The organism is Vibrio fluvialis (genome assembly GCF_900460245.1).
GTDB lineage: Bacteria > Pseudomonadota > Gammaproteobacteria > Enterobacterales > Vibrionaceae > Vibrio > Vibrio fluvialis.
Map to the genome: position 1 here is coordinate 1,386,622 of NZ_UHIP01000001.1, position 19,041 is coordinate 1,405,662.

Here is a 19,041-nt window from a genome sequence, read left to right on the forward strand (position 1 = left end):
GTTGTTTTACTCATTTTTGGGAACAGGAAATAAGTCGAGCGCAATTTTGCAGAATTTTCTTCTATGAAAACTAGATCTAAATCATGAATTGTCTGCGCTTATTGAATGATATGTCAAAAACCCATCTCGGATCACGAAAAACCTGTGCTACATGTAAAAATTGTTAATGAGTTGGATTAGTAAAAGTTATCCGAATATGTGCAATCATGAGAATAACTTATCGCAAACGTTTGCGTCAAAGGTGAGGTTGTTAGCAGAGTGTTGGTGAAAAGCTAATAAAACTAAGGAGTGGCGGGTTCATCGACCACTATTTATGTGTTTTTGTAGGGATTGGATGATTTGTGCCGTCATACCCCATATAAAATGATGTTTATATGGAATGGCGAACACTCGGTGAGGGGAGTTTTTGATTTGAAAAGTGTTGCTGAACAGTTGACGACGATCCAACAGGAAGTCGGCAGGGACCTCAAAAACTTCTTCTACCTCGTTCGCATCGATGAGGGTTTTATAATCTGGTGAAATAAATGCCAACACGGGTGTTACCGCAAATTTACTCACGGTAACAAGCTCGGGGAGCTGACCAAGAATTTCAATCTGATCTTCCTGAATGCCGATCTCTTCACGCGTTTCACGCATGGCGGTTTGGTACAACGTGCCATCGCTCTCTTCATATTTCCCACCCGGAAAACTGATCTGGCCCGGGTGATGTTTCAGATGTGCGGCGCGTTTAGTGAGCACCACATTCAAACCCGTCGGGCGTTCAACAAAACCAATCAAAACAGAAGCTTTTCTTAACGAAAGGGATTTCAGGTGTGCGACGCGATGAAGGGATTCTGCGTGGTAGCCCACCGGAGTAATCAGTTGGAAACCCCGAATCAATTCGGCTTTGCTGATTGGACGCAAAATTATTCTCTCCATCGGCGATTTGAAAATCTAAACTTTATGAATCATGCTTTTATGAGCCTAGTTTAAGGATAGCTCAATAATATGAAAGGCATTATTTTTACCGAGTTTCTCGAGCTGGTTGAAGATAAGTTTGGCTTAGACGTATTGGACCAGGTTCTTGAGCAGGCGGCAGATTCCGGAGTATATACGTCAGTCGGCAGTTATGATCATAAAGCCTTGGTGAAACTGATTATTGAGCTCAGCCGCGTGACTGGGATTGATAGTAATCAGTTACAACGGGTTTATGGAGTCAGCGTTTTTCAGTCGCTGTATCGGACAGTGCCTGCGTCTGCTAATTTGTCTCAGGTGAACAGCTGTTTTGCGTTTATTCGTCACGTAGAGGACTACATACACGTGGAAGTTAAGAAGCTGTATCCAGACGCCAAACCACCCCGGTTCCTGTTTATCGATGAATCCGCCGCAGAGGTCAGTTTTGATTATCAGAGTGCTCGCTGTATGTCTCATGTTTGTTTGGGGCTGCTGCAAGGATGCGCAGACTACTTCGGTGAAAAAATTGATGTTGTTATGGAACCCCAATCGGAAGACCTCAGCCGGGTCCGGTTTACCGTAACGCTGATTGAATAGGTGAAAGCATGAGTTCTGAGTCTCCCATGGAACGGAAGCTCAAACGAGAAATGGCTGCACGTAAAGAAGCTGAAAAGCTGCTTGAGCAAAAAAGCTATGAGCTGTATCAGGCCAATCAGCAGTTAAATTTGGCCCTGAAACAGTTGCAAAAGCAAACGTTGCAGGATTTGCAAAAGTTTGAGTTTGAAGAGCACATCGACTCCACGCTGATATATTTCGGGCGCGCGTTTCTTTCGCGTGCACTGGACAGCACCTTACTCGCCACGTTTATTGAGCGCCTGATCCAGACACCAGTCATCACGAGTGTATTTCTGCAATTGTCGCCGGATCAAGTGGATGGGTTGGTTGAGAACCAACTCGGGAACATTGAGCTGTCGCTGATCCAACCCTATATGTAAGTGCCGCACTGGCAGCAGGATTACCTTTGCCTGCCGCTGATGGTTGAGCGTTTGTCGGCTGGCCATATGGTGTTTGAGATTCATTCAGAGAACATTGAACGAGAGTTCATGGTTAAGCAGTTGTCCTTAGTCGGTGAGTTGCTGTGCAGCGCGCTCAGTCGTCAGATGATCATGAAACGTCAGGTCGAGTCGCGAAAGCGGGCAGAAGAGTCAGAAAAAGCGACCAAAGAATTTGTCGCTATGATTAATCATGAATTGCGTACGCCGCTGAATGGCTTGCTCGGTAGTGCCGAACTGCTTGCCGACACCCTGTTGGATGCAGAGCAGCAAAGTTATCTGACCAACTTGCAACACTCCGGGGACATGCTGCGCGTCATCATCAACGACCTGCTGGATTTCAGCAAAATGAATGCGGGGATGATGCAACTCATCATGACGCAATTTCGCTGGCAGGATCTGCAAAATACTCTGTACGGCATTTTCACCAACAAAGCGCGAGAAGGTGGCATCGGGTTTGTGATTGAATCTCGGGGCGACTTTCCTGCCTACTGGATTGGCGATGTTGAACGCATTAACCAGATTCTGGTCAATCTGGTTGGGAACGCAATCAAGTTCACCCATACCGGCGAAGTGAAAGTGTTGGCGCGCTGGATCAATGACCGTCTGCTACTGCGTATTACGGATACCGGAATTGGTATCCCCTTTGAGTCTCATGCCACCTTGTTTGACCCATTTACTCAGGTTGATCGTTCATCAAGCCGTCAGTATGAGGGAACCGGACTTGGTCTGGCCATCTGCAAGAATCTGGTCGAGCTCATGCAAGGCGACATCGACTTTTCCAGTGTGGAAGGCGAGGGAACAGAGTTTTTTGTGTCAATACCGCTGGAGATTGGCTCGCGTGAGTTGAAAGTGCCAATGTACGAAAGCCGGCCGCTGCGCGTCAGCCCTGATGCTCTGCGCCAGCATTCTATTCTGGTGGTGGACGATATTCGTATGAATCAGTTGGTGATCAACCAAATGCTGAAAAAGGTGAATCTTACTCCGGATAATTGTGAAAACGGAGTACAGGCGATTGAGGCGGTTGAGAACAAACCGTATGACCTGATTTTTATGGATTGCCGTATGCCGGAAATGGACGGCTTTGATGCCACTGAAAGACTGCGCAAAAGTGGCTTCAACATGCCTATCATCGCACTTACCGCGGCGACGACGCTGGAGGAGCGGGAGCGCTGCCTTCAGTGTGGAATGAATGACATCCTGACCAAGCCTTACACTGCGCTGGATCTGGATGCCATCCTCAACAAATGGCTGAGTTAATTTTCCAACACCGGCAGAATACGGCTCAGCTTATCTAACGTTTCCTGATATTCCGCTTCACATTGGCTGTCGGCGACCACACCACCGCCTGCCCACGCATACAACTGTTGATTCTGCGCGACCAGAGTACGGATGGTAATGCTGGTATCCATTCGGCCGTGACGGCTGATGTAACCAATCGACCCACAGTACGCACTGCGACGATGAGGCTCGAGCTCTTCAATGATTTCCATCGCCCGAACTTTGGGCGCGCCAGTAATTGAACCGCCCGGGAAGCAGGCGCGAAGCAGATCTGCGCAATCGTATTGGCTGTCCAGTTCTGCGCGAATAGTGCTCACCAGGTGGTGCACCGCCGGAAAACTCTCAATGTCGAACAGTTTAGGAACGTGTACTGAACCCGGCTTGGCAACACGGCCAATGTCGTTACGTAGTAAATCGACAATCATCAGGTTTTCTGCCTGATCTTTTTCCGCTTGGGCGAGTTCGGCGGCATTGGCGGCATCGACGACCGGATCGTCACTTCGCGGACGAGTGCCTTTGATCGGCTTAGTTTCGATAATGCGGTCTTTGACTTGTAGGAAACGCTCCGGGGAAACACTTAAAATGGCCCCTTGTTCAGTGCGAATGAAGGCAGAAAACGGCGCCAGATTGAACTGTTCGAGTTTCAGATAAGCCAGCCATTCGCTGCCTTGGTAATGCGCCTGAAAACGCTGTGCCAAGTTGATTTGATAGCAGTCCCCAGAGAGCAGATATTCCTGCACTTGCGTAAACTTCTCACGGTAGCTGTTGGGTGTCATGTTTGACTGCCAAGGCGAGGAGAGGGCAAAAGGCATCAGCGGTTTTTGATTGCCGTCTGCGAGCAGTGATTCTGCATTTTCAATGTTCTGACCAATCACACGCGCGGTTTTCAGTTGATGATCAACGACAATTGCCCATTCATACAGGCCAACGGCCATGTCCGGCGCTGTTAAATCGTGTTCGGCAAGGCTAGGCAGACGCTCAACACGGCGCCCCAAATCATAAGCGAAATAGCCCAGTGTGCCGCCGATAAAAGGCAGATCATCACTGTATAGCAACGCTGGGAGATAGTGTTGCTGCAACTTGGTCAGCAATTCAAAAGGGTCATCTTGTGACAATGTCACACCACTGGGTTCGCGCACTTCGGTTTCGTCGCCAAAAGTGGTGAGAGTGACGATAGGATGAGCAACCAGAATGTCGAATCGACTGTCGATATGCGTGTCGGATGCAGAGCGGAGCAACATCGCCCAAGGCTGGCTTTCAACCTTTGAAAACAGCTGATTAGCGAGATCCGGTTGATAAGTAAGCGGCTTAGCTTGAATCTGAGTTTTTTCGTTGTTATTCATTTGTGTAAATTGTGACAGAGAGACAGTTCACTGCATAGCGTGTAGAGGAAAGCAAGAGTATCATAAAACTCCAACGAAAAGCTGCTACTTGATAGACGTGCTCTTGTTCAGTCGATTTTCGCCTTCTGGCTCCACTGACTCGTTTTGCATTTCTCTCAAGCGTCAGCCCACGGAAGCATAATGATAACGAGGCATGCAATGACGGTTATACGCAAGCAGGATGTGATCAGCAGTGTTGCTGATGCACTTCAGTACATTTCTTACTACCACCCTCTGGATTTTGTCCAAGCCCTAGAAAAAGCCTACCACCGTGAAGAAAGCCAGGCCGCGAAAGACGCGATTGCCCAGATTCTGATTAACTCTCGTATGTCTGCAGAAGGCCACCGTCCTATCTGTCAGGATACCGGTATCGTGACCTGTTTCGTCAATATTGGTATGGGTGTTCAGTGGGATTCCACGGATATGACCGTGCAACAAATGGTTGATGAAGGTGTACGTCAGGCTTACACCAATCCGGATAACCCGCTGCGAGCATCGGTACTGATGGATCCTGCTGGCAAACGTATCAACACCAAAGATAACACGCCAGCTGTGGTACACATCAACATGGTACCTGGCGATAAAGTAGAAATTCAGATCGCGGCGAAAGGCGGCGGTAGTGAAAACAAAACCAAGATGGTGATGTTGAACCCGTCTGACGATATCGCAGAGTGGGTTGAGAAAATCTTGCCAGCCATGGGTGCAGGCTGGTGTCCTCCTGGCATGCTGGGTATTGGTATCGGCGGTACGGCTGAGAAAGCAGCGGTACTGGCAAAAGAATCGTTGATGGAACACATCGACATTCAAGAGCTGATTGAACGTGGTCCGCAAAACGCAGAAGAAGAGCTGCGTCTCGATATCTTCAACCGTGTTAACAAGCTGGGTATCGGTGCACAAGGCCTGGGCGGTCTGACGACTGTGGTTGACGTGAAAATCAAAACCGCACCTACGCATGCAGCCTCTAAGCCTGTGTGTCTGATCCCGAACTGTGCGGCGACTCGTCACGTACACTTCACTCTGGATGGCTCAGGTCCTGCTGATCTGCAGCCACCAAAACTGGAAGAGTGGCCTCAAATCACTTGGGAAGCGGGCGCGAACACTCGCCGCGTAAATCTGGATACCGTTACCGCTGAAGAAGCTCAACAGTGGAAGACCGGCGAAACTCTGCTGCTGTCTGGGAAGTTGCTGACTGGCCGCGATGCGGCGCACAAACGTATTCAAACCATGCTGGACAATGGTGAAGGCCTGCCAGAAGGTGTCGACTTCAAGGGTAAATTCATTTACTACGTAGGCCCGGTTGACGCCGTGGGCGACGAAGCAGTGGGTCCAGCTGGCCCAACAACGTCGACTCGTATGGATAAATTTACCGACATGATGCTCGATAAAACCGGCATCATGGGCATGATTGGTAAAGCAGAACGCGGCCCTGCGACGGTGGAATCGATCAAAAACCACAAAGCCGTTTATCTAATGGCCGTGGGCGGCGCAGCCTATCTGGTGTCTAAAGCGATCAAGAAAGCGCGCGTGGTGGCGTTTGAAGATCTGGGTATGGAAGCGATTTACGAATTTGAAGTCGAAGATATGCCAGTCACCGTTGCGGTTGACTCTCAAGGTGTCAACGCACACCAAGTGGGGCCGGATACGTGGAAAGTGAAAATCGCTGAAGCGGCTAAGTAAAAGTGAATGGTCGGGTCTGTGATCCCGATTGCACACTCTTAGCAAATAAATGACAAAGGTGCTGCGTCCGCGGCACCTTTTTTCTATATACTAATTCCCTATATACTTAAGTCACTTATTAAAAACGTCAGGAGAGCAACATGCCTCGCTTTATTCGAATCCTGCAGATCGCGATCGCGGTGGTTGTGGGCGCATTTTTAGGTTACGACCTGATTTTGCACGGTATCAGTATCTTTGATGATAAATACGTCACCATTACTTGTGTGTTGTTTGTGTTGCTGCAAATTGCTCTGCTGGTGATTTACAAGCTCATAGAAGAAGACTAAATCGTTAGATATCCGAGGGCTAAGAAAAAGCCTGCTGACGGAATCGATATTTCGCTTATCTAAGCCTCTGATTTTATTCAGGGGCTTTTTTATTCATCTCGTATTAAGATTACTCCAGCTAACCTACTTAACATTGTGAGTCCCTGTTGTACTCATATTTGTTTTTTCTAGTGGAGACCATGAATGAAGCGAATTGGCCAAGAAATGACGGATCTGATCCATCGCGGTTTAGATTCTCACGTACGTTTAGCAGTAACGGGGCTGTCACGCGCCGGTAAAACGGCGTTTATCAGCTCTCTGGTTAATCAGTTATTGCATACGTCTACCCACAATAATTTGCCCCTGTTGGCTGCCGCGCGAGACAAGCGCATCATTGGTGCCAAGCGAGTACCGCAAACCAATTTGATGGTGCCTCGTTTTGCTTACGATGAGGCGATGGAGCAGTTGCACAGCATTCCTCCGCAATGGCCAGTGCCAACACGCGACGTGAGTGAGATTCGGCTGGCCATCAAATACCAAAGCAAACGTCGCACGCGTAAGTTAATCAGCAGCACTTCAACGCTGTATCTGGACATCATCGATTATCCGGGCGAATGGCTTTTGGATTTGCCGCTGCTGGAACTCGACTTTGCGACATGGTCCGCGCAGCAATTTAACGCGCTGCATGGCACACGTGCTGAGTTAGCCAAACCCTGGCTGACCGCACTGGATGCACTCGACCTCGAACAAGAAGCGAATGAGAAAACTCTGGCACAGATTGCGGCGCTGTATACCGAATATCTGCATCAGTGCAAAGAGCATGGTTTGCATTGGGTTCAGCCGGGCCGATTTGTGTTGCCGGGTGAACTGGAAGGCGCGCCAGTGCTGCAATTTTTCCCTTGTCGCGACGTCACCAGTGAACGCAAAGCGGTTAAACACTCGATGCTGGCGCTGCTGAAGCAACGGTACGAGGAGTATCAGAACAAAGTGGTGAAAGCTTTCTATAAACACCACTTTGCCACCTTCGACCGCCAGATTGTGTTGGTGGATTGCCTGTCGCCTTTGAATGAAGGACACGAGTCCTTTATGGATATGCGCAGCGCGATTGAGCAGATCATGCAGAGCTTTCGTTATGGCCGCAGCGGCATCCTGAGCCGGCTGTTTGCGCCCAAAATTGACAAAGTACTCTTCGCTGCAACGAAAGCGGATCATGTCACGCCGGATCAACATCCCAACATGGTGTCTCTGCTGCAACAGATGATTCATCCGGCATGGCAGCATGCGGCGTATGAAAATATCGATATGAGTTGCATCAGTATGGCCTCGGTGCGGGCAACTCAGTCAGGTTATATCGACGCGCCGCAAGGCAAAGTTTCAGCCATTCAAGGAGTGACGGCAGCAGGGGACGCTATCACAGTTTACCCGGGCGATGTGCCGAAAAAGCTGCCTAATCCAAACTATTGGCAAGAGCACCAGTTCGACTTTACGGCATTTCGTCCGATGGAAAATAGTGGTGATGAACCTTGCAAACACATCCGTCTGGATAAAGCGTTAGAAACACTGATTGGAGACAAATTGAAATGAGCGAATTGAAAACCAAACAAGTGTTCAGCCAGCCGCTAAAAACGGAAGAACCCAACGTAGAACTCAATGCGCAGCAGCAGTTTTCTTCCGCGCAGACATTTGTGCCAAGCGTCGCCGAAGAGGTTGAAACTGCCGTTGAGTCGCAACTTGAACAAGTGATTCGCCCTAAACGTGGACGCAAATGGTTTGCGGCCACACTGCTGGCTTCCTTTTCTGGTTTGGTGGTCTGGCAAGCCGTTGATAACGTCGTCACGTCGATTCAAAGTGCAGATTGGCTCAGCCTTGGTTGGGCAGGTTTCATTTCAGCACTGGCCGGATTGGGTTTGAGCGCTTTGGGTAAAGAGTTGTGGAAACTGCGCAAACTGCGCAACCATTTCTCCGTTCAAGAGCAGGCTGAAGCTCTGATCAACACCGATGCGGTGGGACACGGCCAGGCGTTCTGTGAACTGATTGCCAAAGAGAGTGGCATTCAAACCAAAAGCCCGGCTTATCAACGTTGGCAGAGTAGCCTCGACAGCAGCCACAGCGATGCTGAAGTGTTGGAAATGTACGATGCAATGGTGGTGAGTGAGCAGGATAAACAGGCGACCAAACTGGTGTCGCAGTACTCAACAGAAGCCGCCGCGCTGGTGGCTATCAGTCCTCTGGCGGTCGCCGACATGCTGCTGGTGGCGTGGCGCAATTTTAAGATGATCGATCAACTGGCAGACTTGTATGGCGTTGAGTTGGGTTACTGGTCACGTCTGAAATTGTTCAAAGCGGTACTGGTGAATATGGCCGCTGCGGGCGCAAGTGAACTCGCGATTGACGCCAGCATGGATCTGCTGTCGATGGACTTGGCGGGCAAGGTGTCCGCTCGAGCCGGGCAGGGGCTGGGAGTCGGCATTCTTACTGCTCGATTGGGTCTCAAAGCCATGTCTCTGCTGCGTCCACTACCGTGGCACAAAGACCGCGCGGTGAAGTTAAGCGCAATTCGTAAACAAATCGTGGCGAAAGTCACGGCGCTCACCGTCAAATAAACGAAAGTGTGCGCTGAAACAAGAGATTACTTGACGCACTTCTGACCTTGATAGAAACTACTGTCAACTTTTCGTGACACTTTCTGATTAGGATAAGATTCAGTGCGTCTTGAAGTCTCTTGTGAAGACAGACTCGGGCTAACCCGGGAACTGCTCGATATTCTTGCCTCAAAAAACATCGATTTACGTGGAATTGAAATCGATGTAATCGGCATTATCTACCTCAACTGTCCGGACATCGATTTTGAAACCTTCAGTGAACTGATGGCGGAAATTCGCCGCATTCCGGGAGTCAAAGATGTCCGTAAAATCCAGTTCATGCCGATTGAGCGTCACAACACCGAACTGATCTCTCTATTAAACAATCTTCCCGATGCGGTCCTTGCTATCGATCTCAAAGGCTCGGTAGATATGGCGAACCACTCTGCGTTATCGCTGTTCAACAAAGAATCACAGGAGATGATTGGTCATCACATTTCGGGCTTACTGCCAGCATTTAACTTTGCCCGTTGGGTAGAAGGCAGTAAAGCACGTGTGCGCGAAGAGATTGTATTGGATGGTCTCGACTATGTGATGGAACTGATGCCAGTTTACATCACTGGTGAATCCAAAGAGTCGACACTTGCCAGTTCGATGATGATCATTCGCTCAATGGCCTCGCATGTGATGGCGGATGATAATCTGCCACTGCACAACAATCTCGGATTTGAACATTTTGTCGGTGTTTCCAATCGCCACAAGGCGTTGATCAGCCATGCGAAAAAGCTGGCTATGCTCGATCAACCGCTGTTGCTGGAAGGGGAAACGGGCACGGGTAAAGAGATGTTGGCGCGTGCGTGCCACAATCGCTCTAACCGTTCCGGCGCGCCGTTTTTGGTGTTGAGTTGCGCGTCGATGCCCGATGATGTGGCTGAAACCGAACTGTTTGGCCATGCTCCGGGGTCGTTTAACCATCAGCAAGGTCACAAAGGCATTTTTGAACAAGCGAATGGCGGTACGGTATTCCTCGATGAAATCGGTGAAATGAGCCCGCATTTGCAAATCAAACTGCTGCGTTTCCTGCAAGATGGTACGTTCCGCCGTGTTGGTGAAGAACATGAAGTGCACGTCGACGTTCGAGTGATTGCCTCAACGCGTCACAATCTGGCTGAGTTAGCCGAATCGGGCAAGTTCCGCGAAGATCTGTTCTATCGTCTCAACGTGTTGACGCTGCGTATTCCGCCACTGCGTGAACGTCCTAGTGATGTTCAGCCGCTACTGGATCTGTTCATCGCGAAACACAGCAATAAACTTGGCATGATGAAGCCGAAACTGGCCGACGATCTACTTGATCAGCTCGCGCAATATCAATGGCCGGGCAACATGCGTCAGTTGGATAACATGGTACTGCGCGCCCTGACCGAAATGCCGGATGATGTGCTGACGGTGGATTATTTCCATCTGCCACAACTGGAAACGGTGGCGACGGGTATGACCAACATCAACTTGGATGGTTCGCTTGACGACATTATGAAAGATTACGAAGCGCAGGTGCTTGATCGCCTGTATCAATCTTTCCCGTCGAGCCGAAAGTTGGCGAAACGCCTCAATGTGTCACATACCTCGGTGGCCAATAAACTGCGTGATTACGGGATTAAGAAGCGCTGATGGAAGGATACAACACCTCTGGCCACGTATTTAAAACCGATGGCGAGATTATTTTACGCACGGCGGAATTTGACGACGCCGCGCGCATTTCGAATTACTTTACGGTCAATCGTGATTATCTCAAGCCTTGGGAACCTAAGCGTGAAGAGGCTTTTTTCTCTGAGCTTGGCTGGCAGCAACGCCTGATTAAACTCAGCGAACTGCACAAGATGTCGCTCGGTTTTTACCTGCTGATCATCGATGCTGACAGCGACGAAATGCTGGGTACGATTTCGTTCAGTAATATTTCCCGTTTCCCGTTTTATGCCTGTAATGTCGGCTACTCGCTGGCGGAGCAAGCGCAGGGCAAACAGATCATGACTCGCGCGCTGAAAATGGCGTGCGACTACATGTTTAATGAACAAAATCTGCATCGCGTGATGGCTTCTTATATGCCTCACAACAAACGCAGTGAAGCCGTATTGCAACGACTCGGATTTGTGCACGAAGGCCAAGCAAAGGACTATTTGTTGATTGATGGTCAATGGCAGGATCACAACCTGACATCATTGGTGAATCCCAACTGGAAGGAATAACATGCAATCAAGAATGCAGCAGCAACTGAGTTTAGTTCTGGAACTGGATCGCCTGAAAAGCGTATTGCGTCGTACCCGAGTCAAATGTGCAGAGGGACGACTGGAAAACAGTGCTGAACACAGCTGGCATGTTGCTATGATGGCGTTGTTAATGCAGGAACATGCGAACGAACCTGTCGATATCAATCGAGTCATCAAAATGTTGCTGATGCACGACATGGTTGAGATTGATGCAGGGGATACCTTTGTTTACGATACCGCCGCATCCGCTGAGCAAGCGCAAAAAGAACTCGCCGCGGCCGAGCGACTGTTTGGGCTGCTACCAACAGAGCAGGGCGAAGAACTATTTTGTTTGTGGCGTGAATTTGAAGCGGCACAATCGGCGGACGCTAAGTTTGCCAAAGCGTTGGACCGCCTGATTCCGATGATGTTGAACTATCATAATCAGGGACAAAGCTGGATGGAAAACGGTGTTTCCCGCCAACAAGCACTGACCGTGAACCGTCGTATTGACGAGGGTTCACATGCGCTGTGGGAATACGCACAGCAAATGATTGAACACGCCACCGAACAAGGTTGGCTAAAAGCCTGAAGGACATTTCATGTCGTATTTGCCTTTGGAACAGTACCAAAGAAAATGGATTTTTACCCACCAGTCCATGCCCGTACCTGAGCAGGATCTGGAACAAATTAAACCGATGTCGCCGATGCGTGCCGCGCAGTTCTGGAAAGAGAACTTAAGCCCACAAAGCCCGGATGCAGAGCGCTTTAGCTCACAGGACTGGCCAAGCAAAGCCAGCAACTGGAGCAATGAAGTGGATTGGATGAGTGAGTGGGAGAGCGACGATGCTGCGATGCCACAAGCTATTCTCGATCATATTGATTGGCAGGATGATGTGACCGTCTATTTCTGTTATGAAAAGTACAACGTGATTGAAACCAAGTGGTCGGTTTTCAAACGCCATTGGAAGAACTTCCTGTTTTACGATGATGGTCCGATCCTGCTTGGCCGCCGACGCAAACAGGCGTTGTGGTTCAGCACTAACGGCACGGTCAAAATCGGCCAACACGATGAATAATAAAAAAACCGGCTTCTTGCCGGTTTTTTTATGTTTTCTATCTGACGGGGTTATTCCTGAATCACCACTACTTTATTTTTCGCCGCCGACATAGTACTGCCCATTGAGGCGCTGATGATCAGCAAGATAGCGGCCCACTGCGACCAGCCGAGCGTTTCACCCAGAATCACCAAGCCTGCCATGGCGGCAATGGCCGGTTCCAGGCTCATCATCACGCTGAAATGCTGAGTCGACAGACGGCTCAGCGCCATCATCTCCAGGCTGTAAGGCAAAGCGCTCGACAAAACTGCGATGGTCAGCGCCATAGGTACAATCGACCAGGTAAACAGTGGCCCGGTCGCCAAACTGGCACCAATCGGAAAATATATCACGCTGGCAATACACAGGCCGATCGCAACCGTCGCACCGCCGGAACCCACTGATCCCGCACGTTGACCAAACCAAATATAACCCGCCCAGCAACCACCGGCCCCAAGCGCAAGCGCCACGCCAATCGGATCAAGGGCGTCCACGCCCGACATGTCAGGCAGCAGCAACGCGAGGCCGGCCACAGCCAGTGCAATCCAGATAAAGTCACGTTTGCGGCGTGATGAGAGCAGCGCCAGCATTAATGGTCCAGTGAATTCCAACGCCACACCGATACCAAGCGGAATGCGTTCCAGTGCAAAGTAAAAGGAGAGTTGCATGCCGCCCAGACTCAGACCATACACCAACATGGCGCGCCACTGAGGTACGCTGAGGCGAAGGCGCCACGGACGAAAAATCAGTGTGAGAATAATCGCAGACAATGCAATACGCAGCGCAACCGTGCCGCCAACACCGACAACAGGGAAGAACTGTTTAGCAATCGAAGCACCGGATTGAATCGTCACCATGGCGCACAACAGGCAGCCAACGGCGAGCAGTACCGGAGATTTGTTCAGTAACATAAACACCAAAAAGTATGAAACAGGAGGCGCAGCGATTATGCCGCAAATAACGTGCGGTGAATAGGAGACGCCGTATCATTTATCTGCCCGCGACATACCGCCAATATTTGCTAGCAGGGACGCACTTTTCACATCTGCTCAGCGAAGCTCCGTTAATCATTGATCTAAAGCCAAACTTTTGTTTCTACGTGGCTGATAATGAGCCTATTCGTTTGGAAAATCCTAATCAGCGCAGGTCGCTTTCAGACCGGGCAGAACCCTCAGGAAGAGAGCTTATGATTCGTCCGTACCTCAAATTTATCATCCCGATTGTGATTCCTTTATTGGTGTTGCTGATGCCGCTTAGTGCATTTCCGTTTGATGGGCTGACCATCATTCAGCAACGTGTCATTGCAATATTCCTGTTGGCCGCCTTGCTTTGGGTATTTGAACCGATTCCGATTTACGCGACATCGGTGGTGATCATTGTGCTTGAGCTGATGATGTTGTCGGACAAGGGGTTGGTGTTGTTCAGACTCAATGAGTCGTCACCCGAATTTGGCGGTTTGCTGCACTACAGCGACATTATGGCGACCTTTGCCAGCCCGATCATCATGCTGTTTCTGGGTGGATTCTTTTTGGCGATGGCAGCGACGAAATATCGTCTTGATGTGAACTTAGCCCGTGTGCTGCTCAAGCCATTCGGCCAGAATCCGAAATACGTCATGCTGGGACTGATGATGATCACCGGCATATTCTCGATGTTCATGTCGAATACCGCCACCACAGCGATGATGCTGTCTATTCTGACTCCGGTCATTGCGGTATTTGGTCCGAAAGATCCGGGGCGTATTGCGTTCGCCTTGTGTATTCCGGTTGCGGCTAACATTGGTGGCATTGGTACGCCAATCGGCACACCGCCGAATGCCATTGCGCTTAAATATCTGGTTGGTGAGAACCTCATTACCTTTGGTCAGTGGATGGCCTTTGGCGTGCCGTTTGTCATCATTCTGATGACGCTGGCGTGGTTTCTGATTGGCTTTATGTACAAAGCTGAGCAAACCCAAATTGAGCTCAGCATCAAAGGTAAATTCCTTAAAACACCCAAAGCCATGGCGGTGTACGTGACCTTCGCGCTCACCATCATCTTGTGGTTGATGGGGTCGCTGCATGGCATGAACTCGTACACAGTGGCGTTGATTCCGGTCGCGGTGTTCTCCGTAACTGGCATCATCAACAAAGAAGACCTGAAGAAAATTTCCTGGGACGTTCTGTGGCTGGTTTCCGGTGGTATCGCGCTCGGTCTGGCGCTCGACAAAACCGGTCTTGCGCAATTGATGGTCAACAGCATTCCGTTTGATCAGTTCTCGCCTTATGTGGTGCTGTTTGGCGCCGCCTTCCTGTGTTTAATGATGGCAAACTTTATGTCCCATACCGCGACCGCCAACTTGTTGATGCCAATCATGGCGGCACTGGGCGCATCTATGGCCTCGCTGGTGCCACTGGGCGGAGAAGTCACCCTGATTCTGGTGGTCACTTTTGCGGCGTCGCTGGGCATGTCGCTGCCCATCAGTACGCCACCCAACGCGTTGGCACATGCCACTGGCCATGTGCAGAGTAATCAAATGGCGCGTGTCGGGGTCATCCTTGGTGTGGTAGGGGTGCTGCTGAGCTTTGTGATGGTTTGGTTGCTGCATGTGTTAGGTCATATTGGTTAAGCGTATGAACAATCAGGAGTCGGCGCTCGTTGAACGTTATTTCAGTTGCCCGCAGCGAACTTTGCGCTTGGTCAAGGGCGAACGAGTGCTGGAACAAAATGGCTATAACGACCGCCTTTACTATGTGCGGGAAGGAGAGCTGACCGGCCATTTCCAGGAAAAAGAAGGCAAATCAATTCGCGTCTTTTCCGCCTCACAAGGCGCATTTATTGGTGTGCACAGTTTCTTTTCGGGAAATTGGACAGCGTCATCGACCGTTGAGGCGCAAACTGATGTCGAACTGGGTTGGATTGATCGTTATACCAAAGTAGTCGATGAGGCCGCTTTCGGCCCACTGAGCACTCAGTTTATGCCGGTAATGGTAGCGGAATTGAGTCGCCGTCAGCGTCGTGCTATGCAGGAATCCGTCGCGAAGGAGAAAGCGCTGGAGCGCCTGTATACCGCAGAGCAGATGACGACGCTTGGCCAGCTCGCGGCGGGGATTGCCCACGAACTCAACAACGCGATTGGCGTGGTGAGCAGCAAAACCGAGCGGTTGGAGACTCTGTTTCTCGAGTTGCTGGAAGAGGTGCATCCCGAAGCCAGCCTGTTTTTTGATTTTGGTCTGCTGCATGGTCAGAAAGTGTCATCCAGCGAGGCGCGCGAACGTGGTGCACGCTTTGAGCAGCAGTATCACCTGCCGCGCAATATCGCTCGCGAACTGGCACGAGCGGTACCTGAACGCGAGCTCTCTGCCCACTGGCTGAAGAATCCTCATCTTGCCATTCGTTACTGGCAGATGGGGCGGGACTTGCATGACTTGCGTTTGGCTTCTAAACATACGGTAGGCATTGTGAAGTCTGTGAAGCAATTAGGGCGCACAGAAATCAATTTGAATGAAGACTTGGATCTTAACGACACGTTAAACCGCGCACTAGCGTTGTTGCAGAGTGATTTGCGGCGCGTGTCAGTACGCATGCGGCCGGGCATTCTGCCCATCATTAAAGGATCGACCACAGAATGGGTGCAAGTTTGGGTCAACATCATTAAAAATGCCTGCGATGCAATGCAAACCAGCGCTGAACCGGCCATCGATATTCACACCCGTTACAGCAAACAGCGAATCTTAATTACGGTCGCCAACAACGGCCCGGAGATTGACGAGGCAACCCGCAGAAAAATATTTCAACCCAGTTTTACCACCAAAAAAGACGGCTTGTCGTTTGGTTTGGGGCTTGGACTCGCCATCGTGAAACGGATTGTCTCCAGTAACGGCGGCACGATTGCCGTTAAAAGCAATCACGACACAACCATTTTCAGGATCAAATTACCTGTCGAGGATGACTATGGAGAAGCTTAATATCATTTGCGTTGATGACCAGCGCGAAGTGCTCAGTGCGGTGCTGCAGGATCTCGAACCTTTGGCGACCTGGCTCAATATTGAGGATTGCGAATCGGCTTATGAAGTGCTGGATTTGATGGACGATCTCGATGCGCAGGGCGAGCATATCGCCCTGATTATTTCAGACCACGTCATGCCGGGCAAAACCGGTGTTGATTTGCTCACAGAGGTGGCGGAAGACTCACGTTTCAAAGGCACCAAGAAAGTGCTGCTCACTGGTCAGGCGACTCATACCGACACCATTAACGCGATTAATGCCGCGGGTATTGACCGCTATTTCGAAAAACCATGGAATGCCAAAACGCTGGTCGAGTGTGTACGCAGTCTGGTAACAGAGTATGTTTTCGAACGCGGTATGGATTACACCGAATGGCATGACCACCTGGACCAGAAAATTATTCTGGCCCGGTTGCGTTAGCGTAAGTCATTACATGACCTGACTATAACGTTGGGAAATGAGATCTTTCACCTGGCGCATGCGCTGCTCACATTTCGCCTGAAGGAATTGATGCAGCGCGCGCGTCGCGTGATTGAGCAAACGCTTGTCAGCGCACACCAGATAGACCGGACAAGGCTCCGATTGCCAGTCAGGCATGAGCGGAATTAAATGGCCGTCAATGATGTCCTGACTGACATCCAACAATGACTTATACGCCACTCCACGGCCATTGATGGCCCAGCGGCGCACCACGTCGCCATCATTCGCACTGCGTTTGCTGTTTACCACCACGGTTTCAGTTTCGCCGTCTTTCCAGAATGTCCAACGGTTGTGATAAGTGTCGGACAACATAAAGCAGAGACAATGATGCAGTAGCAAATCGCTCGGCTTAACAATCGCTGGTTTGTTCAACACATACTCTGGGCTGGCACATACAATACGGGTATTGCAGGTACAGATAGGCAGGGCAACAAAGTTGGAATCGGGCGGTGTACCGTAACGAATCGCCAGATCAATCGGGCGGTGATACAGGTTGGTAATGCCGTCCGACAAATCCAAGTTGATGGAAATATTAGGGTACAGCTCGGCAAATTCATCCAGCCAAGTCAGTAACTGATTGCGGCCAAAGTCGGACGGAGCAGAGAGATTGAGCGTGCCGGAGATTTCCCCTTGGGTTTGTGCGATTTGATCCAATCCTTCCTGAATGGTGTTCAGTGCAGCTTGAGTTTTCTGCAGCAGGATGTCGCCTTCGTTGGTTAACCGCAGGCTACGTGTTGAGCGAACAAACAGCGCAAACCCCAATTGAGCTTCAAGGCGTTTGATGGCGGCACTGACTGCGGCAGGAGTGACATCCAGACTGTGTGCGGCTTGGGAAAAACTGCCCTGACGAGCGGTTTCGACGAATATATTGAGATCGTTTAACGCTTTCATATCGTGTCGCAAGTGGCGATAACTGGGCGTATCACACCATAATTGGTTTGAGATGAGAAGCGCCATCTCCGTTGAGGGGATAGAAATGGCGCTGGTATCGCTTATCGAAACTTAAGCAAGGAACTTAAGCTGGCGTGGTTGAAGGTATTCAATCCAACCATTTTCTTCCGTCAGTGCAACGAAGTGTTGAAAATGCTCAGTTTGTTGATGCTGAGCCAGAGCCGCTTCGGAGCACCAGATTTCCTGCATGACGAACAGACCAGGAATCGATTCATCCTGAAACAGTTCATACTGACAGCAACCATCTTCATTGCGTGAAGGTTCAAGCAGTGCGCGTAATGCCTGCTCCAGATTTGCTTCTTGTCCGTGGTTGGCTTTGATTTCAGCCAACAGGTGAATCGTCGCCATTAGCACTCCGTAATGATGTTAGTTTCAGGCCAGCGCGATTTTGGCAGCTTCGCATTAAAGTCCTCTTCTGCGCGGTAGCCCAGTGGCACTACTACTACTACGCTGGTGAGGCCTTTGGCTCGCAGGCCGAATTCTTCATCCAGTACTTTGGCATCAAAGCCTTCGATTGGCACTGCGTCAATCCCCAGTGTTGAAACGCCGAGCAGTACCGTACCCACGTTCAGATACACTTGTTTTTCCATCCAGTGCTGCGCATCTTTCAGATCAAAACGGTGCATGTTCACGAAGAAAGAGCGGCCATTGTGCATGCCTTGTTTGGCATCAGCATTGGCAAAGCGGCCGTCTTTGTCTTCCACTTCCAGAAGGTTCAGCAGGTACTCTTCATCAATGCTGGTTTTGGCGCAGAACACCAGTACGTGTGAAGCGTTAAGGATTTTCGCCTCGTTGAAGGCGTAACGATCTTGTGCCGCCTTTGCGATGCGCTGTTTGCCTTCTTCTGTGCTGGCAAGAATGAAATGCCAAGGTTGTGAGTTAGTACTGGAAGGGCTGAAACGGATCAGATCTTTAATCGCCTGAACGTGCTCATCGGTAATGCGCTTGTCGGCATCAAAAGCTTTCGTTGAGTAACGGGATTTTGCGTGTGCAGTAATGTTCATGGGTCTTTTTCCAAATGGACAGTGGTTGTTGTGAAAGATAACGTCCTGATGAATAGGGAAAAAGAGT

At 50.1% G+C, this 19,041-nt stretch carries 18 protein-coding genes and 1 pseudogene; 13 read left to right on the forward strand and 6 right to left on the reverse strand.

Features of this window, described 5'->3' with window-relative positions; all coding sequences use genetic code 11:
* Nucleotides 1-297: 297 nt before the first annotated feature.
* Nucleotides 298-903 (reverse strand): CoA pyrophosphatase, encoded by a 606-nt coding sequence (locus tag DYA43_RS06540; RefSeq protein ID WP_020330950.1) that lies wholly within the window; start codon nt 901-903, stop codon nt 298-300.
* Between the two features lie 84 nt (nt 904-987).
* Between DYA43_RS06540 and DYA43_RS06545 the strand changes: the two genes are divergently transcribed.
* A complete protein-coding gene (locus DYA43_RS06545) occupies nt 988-1,530 on the forward strand; it encodes a heme NO-binding domain-containing protein (protein ID WP_061056470.1) in 543 nt (180 codons plus the stop codon).
* Between the two features lie 8 nt (nt 1,531-1,538).
* Nucleotides 1,539-3,245 (forward strand): annotated as a pseudogene (locus tag DYA43_RS06550) (ATP-binding protein).
* Here DYA43_RS06550 and pabB read toward each other — a convergent pair.
* Nucleotides 3,242-4,609: an aminodeoxychorismate synthase component 1 gene (pabB, locus tag DYA43_RS06555; RefSeq protein WP_061056471.1), complete on the reverse strand. Its 1,368-nt coding sequence runs from the start codon at nt 4,607-4,609 to the stop codon at nt 3,242-3,244. The pseudogene DYA43_RS06550 and the gene pabB sit on opposite strands and share 4 nt — an antisense overlap.
* 198 nt (nt 4,610-4,807) lie before the next feature.
* Between pabB and DYA43_RS06560 the strand changes: the two genes are divergently transcribed.
* The 8 genes from DYA43_RS06560 (at nt 4,808) to DYA43_RS06595 (ending at nt 12,534) form a co-directional block, all read left to right on the forward strand.
* The gene (locus tag DYA43_RS06560) at nt 4,808-6,325 is read left to right on the forward strand and encodes a fumarate hydratase (RefSeq protein WP_061056472.1); all 1,518 of its coding nucleotides are present in this window, start codon (nt 4,808-4,810) and stop codon (nt 6,323-6,325) included.
* Nucleotides 6,326-6,465: 140 nt separating this feature from the next.
* On the forward strand, nt 6,466-6,651 hold the full coding sequence (locus DYA43_RS06565; protein ID WP_020330955.1) for a hypothetical protein: 186 nt from the start codon (nt 6,466-6,468) through the stop codon (nt 6,649-6,651).
* A gap of 183 nt (nt 6,652-6,834) precedes the next feature.
* Nucleotides 6,835-8,214, forward strand: a complete 1,380-nt coding sequence (locus DYA43_RS06570) for a YcjX family GTP-binding protein (protein ID WP_061056473.1) — start codon at nt 6,835-6,837, stop codon at nt 8,212-8,214.
* Complete coding sequence (locus tag DYA43_RS06575) at nt 8,211-9,233, forward strand: YcjF family protein (RefSeq protein WP_061056474.1); 1,023 nt, start codon at nt 8,211-8,213, stop codon at nt 9,231-9,233. The genes DYA43_RS06570 and DYA43_RS06575 overlap by 4 nt, the downstream gene beginning before the upstream one ends.
* Before the next feature lie 102 nt (nt 9,234-9,335).
* A complete protein-coding gene (gene tyrR, locus DYA43_RS06580; protein WP_020330959.1) occupies nt 9,336-10,880 on the forward strand; it encodes a transcriptional regulator TyrR in 1,545 nt (514 codons plus the stop codon).
* Entirely contained in the window at nt 10,880-11,455 is a 576-nt protein-coding gene (gene rimJ / locus DYA43_RS06585) for a ribosomal protein S5-alanine N-acetyltransferase (protein WP_061056475.1), read from the forward strand. Before tyrR ends, rimJ begins: the two co-directional genes overlap by 1 nt.
* A gap of 1 nt (nt 11,456) precedes the next feature.
* A complete protein-coding gene (locus DYA43_RS06590; RefSeq protein ID WP_061056476.1) occupies nt 11,457-12,047 on the forward strand; it encodes an HD domain-containing protein in 591 nt (196 codons plus the stop codon).
* Between the two features lie 10 nt (nt 12,048-12,057).
* Nucleotides 12,058-12,534: a DUF2947 domain-containing protein gene (locus tag DYA43_RS06595; RefSeq protein WP_020431137.1), complete on the forward strand. Its 477-nt coding sequence runs from the start codon at nt 12,058-12,060 to the stop codon at nt 12,532-12,534.
* Between the two features lie 50 nt (nt 12,535-12,584).
* Here the strand turns inward: DYA43_RS06595 and DYA43_RS06600 are convergent, their stop codons facing one another.
* Nucleotides 12,585-13,463 carry an EamA family transporter gene (locus DYA43_RS06600; protein ID WP_061056477.1) on the reverse strand — a complete coding sequence of 293 codons (879 nt, stop codon included), beginning with the start codon at nt 13,461-13,463 and terminating at the stop codon, nt 12,585-12,587.
* A 278-nt stretch (nt 13,464-13,741) separates the two neighbouring features.
* Between DYA43_RS06600 and DYA43_RS06605 the strand changes: the two genes are divergently transcribed.
* From DYA43_RS06605 to DYA43_RS06615, 3 genes are read left to right on the forward strand one after another with little or no spacing between them, the layout of a single operon-like run.
* Nucleotides 13,742-15,160, forward strand: a complete 1,419-nt coding sequence (locus tag DYA43_RS06605; RefSeq protein ID WP_061057210.1) for an SLC13 family permease — start codon at nt 13,742-13,744, stop codon at nt 15,158-15,160.
* Nucleotides 15,161-15,164: 4 nt separating this feature from the next.
* Nucleotides 15,165-16,499: an ATP-binding protein gene (locus DYA43_RS06610; protein ID WP_061056478.1), complete on the forward strand. Its 1,335-nt coding sequence runs from the start codon at nt 15,165-15,167 to the stop codon at nt 16,497-16,499.
* Nucleotides 16,486-16,959 (forward strand): response regulator, encoded by a 474-nt coding sequence (locus tag DYA43_RS06615; RefSeq protein WP_061056479.1) that lies wholly within the window; start codon nt 16,486-16,488, stop codon nt 16,957-16,959. Before DYA43_RS06610 ends, DYA43_RS06615 begins: the two co-directional genes overlap by 14 nt.
* A 9-nt stretch (nt 16,960-16,968) precedes the next feature.
* Here the strand turns inward: DYA43_RS06615 and DYA43_RS06620 are convergent, their stop codons facing one another.
* The 3 genes from DYA43_RS06620 to nfsB form a co-directional block, all read right to left on the reverse strand.
* Nucleotides 16,969-17,910: a LysR family transcriptional regulator gene (locus DYA43_RS06620; protein WP_172465280.1), complete on the reverse strand. Its 942-nt coding sequence runs from the start codon at nt 17,908-17,910 to the stop codon at nt 16,969-16,971.
* A 111-nt stretch (nt 17,911-18,021) separates the two neighbouring features.
* On the reverse strand, nt 18,022-18,318 hold the full coding sequence (locus DYA43_RS06625; protein WP_020330969.1) for a putative quinol monooxygenase: 297 nt from the start codon (nt 18,316-18,318) through the stop codon (nt 18,022-18,024).
* Entirely contained in the window at nt 18,318-18,974 is a 657-nt protein-coding gene (gene nfsB / locus DYA43_RS06630; RefSeq protein ID WP_061056481.1) for an oxygen-insensitive NAD(P)H nitroreductase, read from the reverse strand. The genes DYA43_RS06625 and nfsB overlap by 1 nt, the downstream gene beginning before the upstream one ends.
* Between the last annotated feature and the right edge of the window lie 67 nt (nt 18,975-19,041).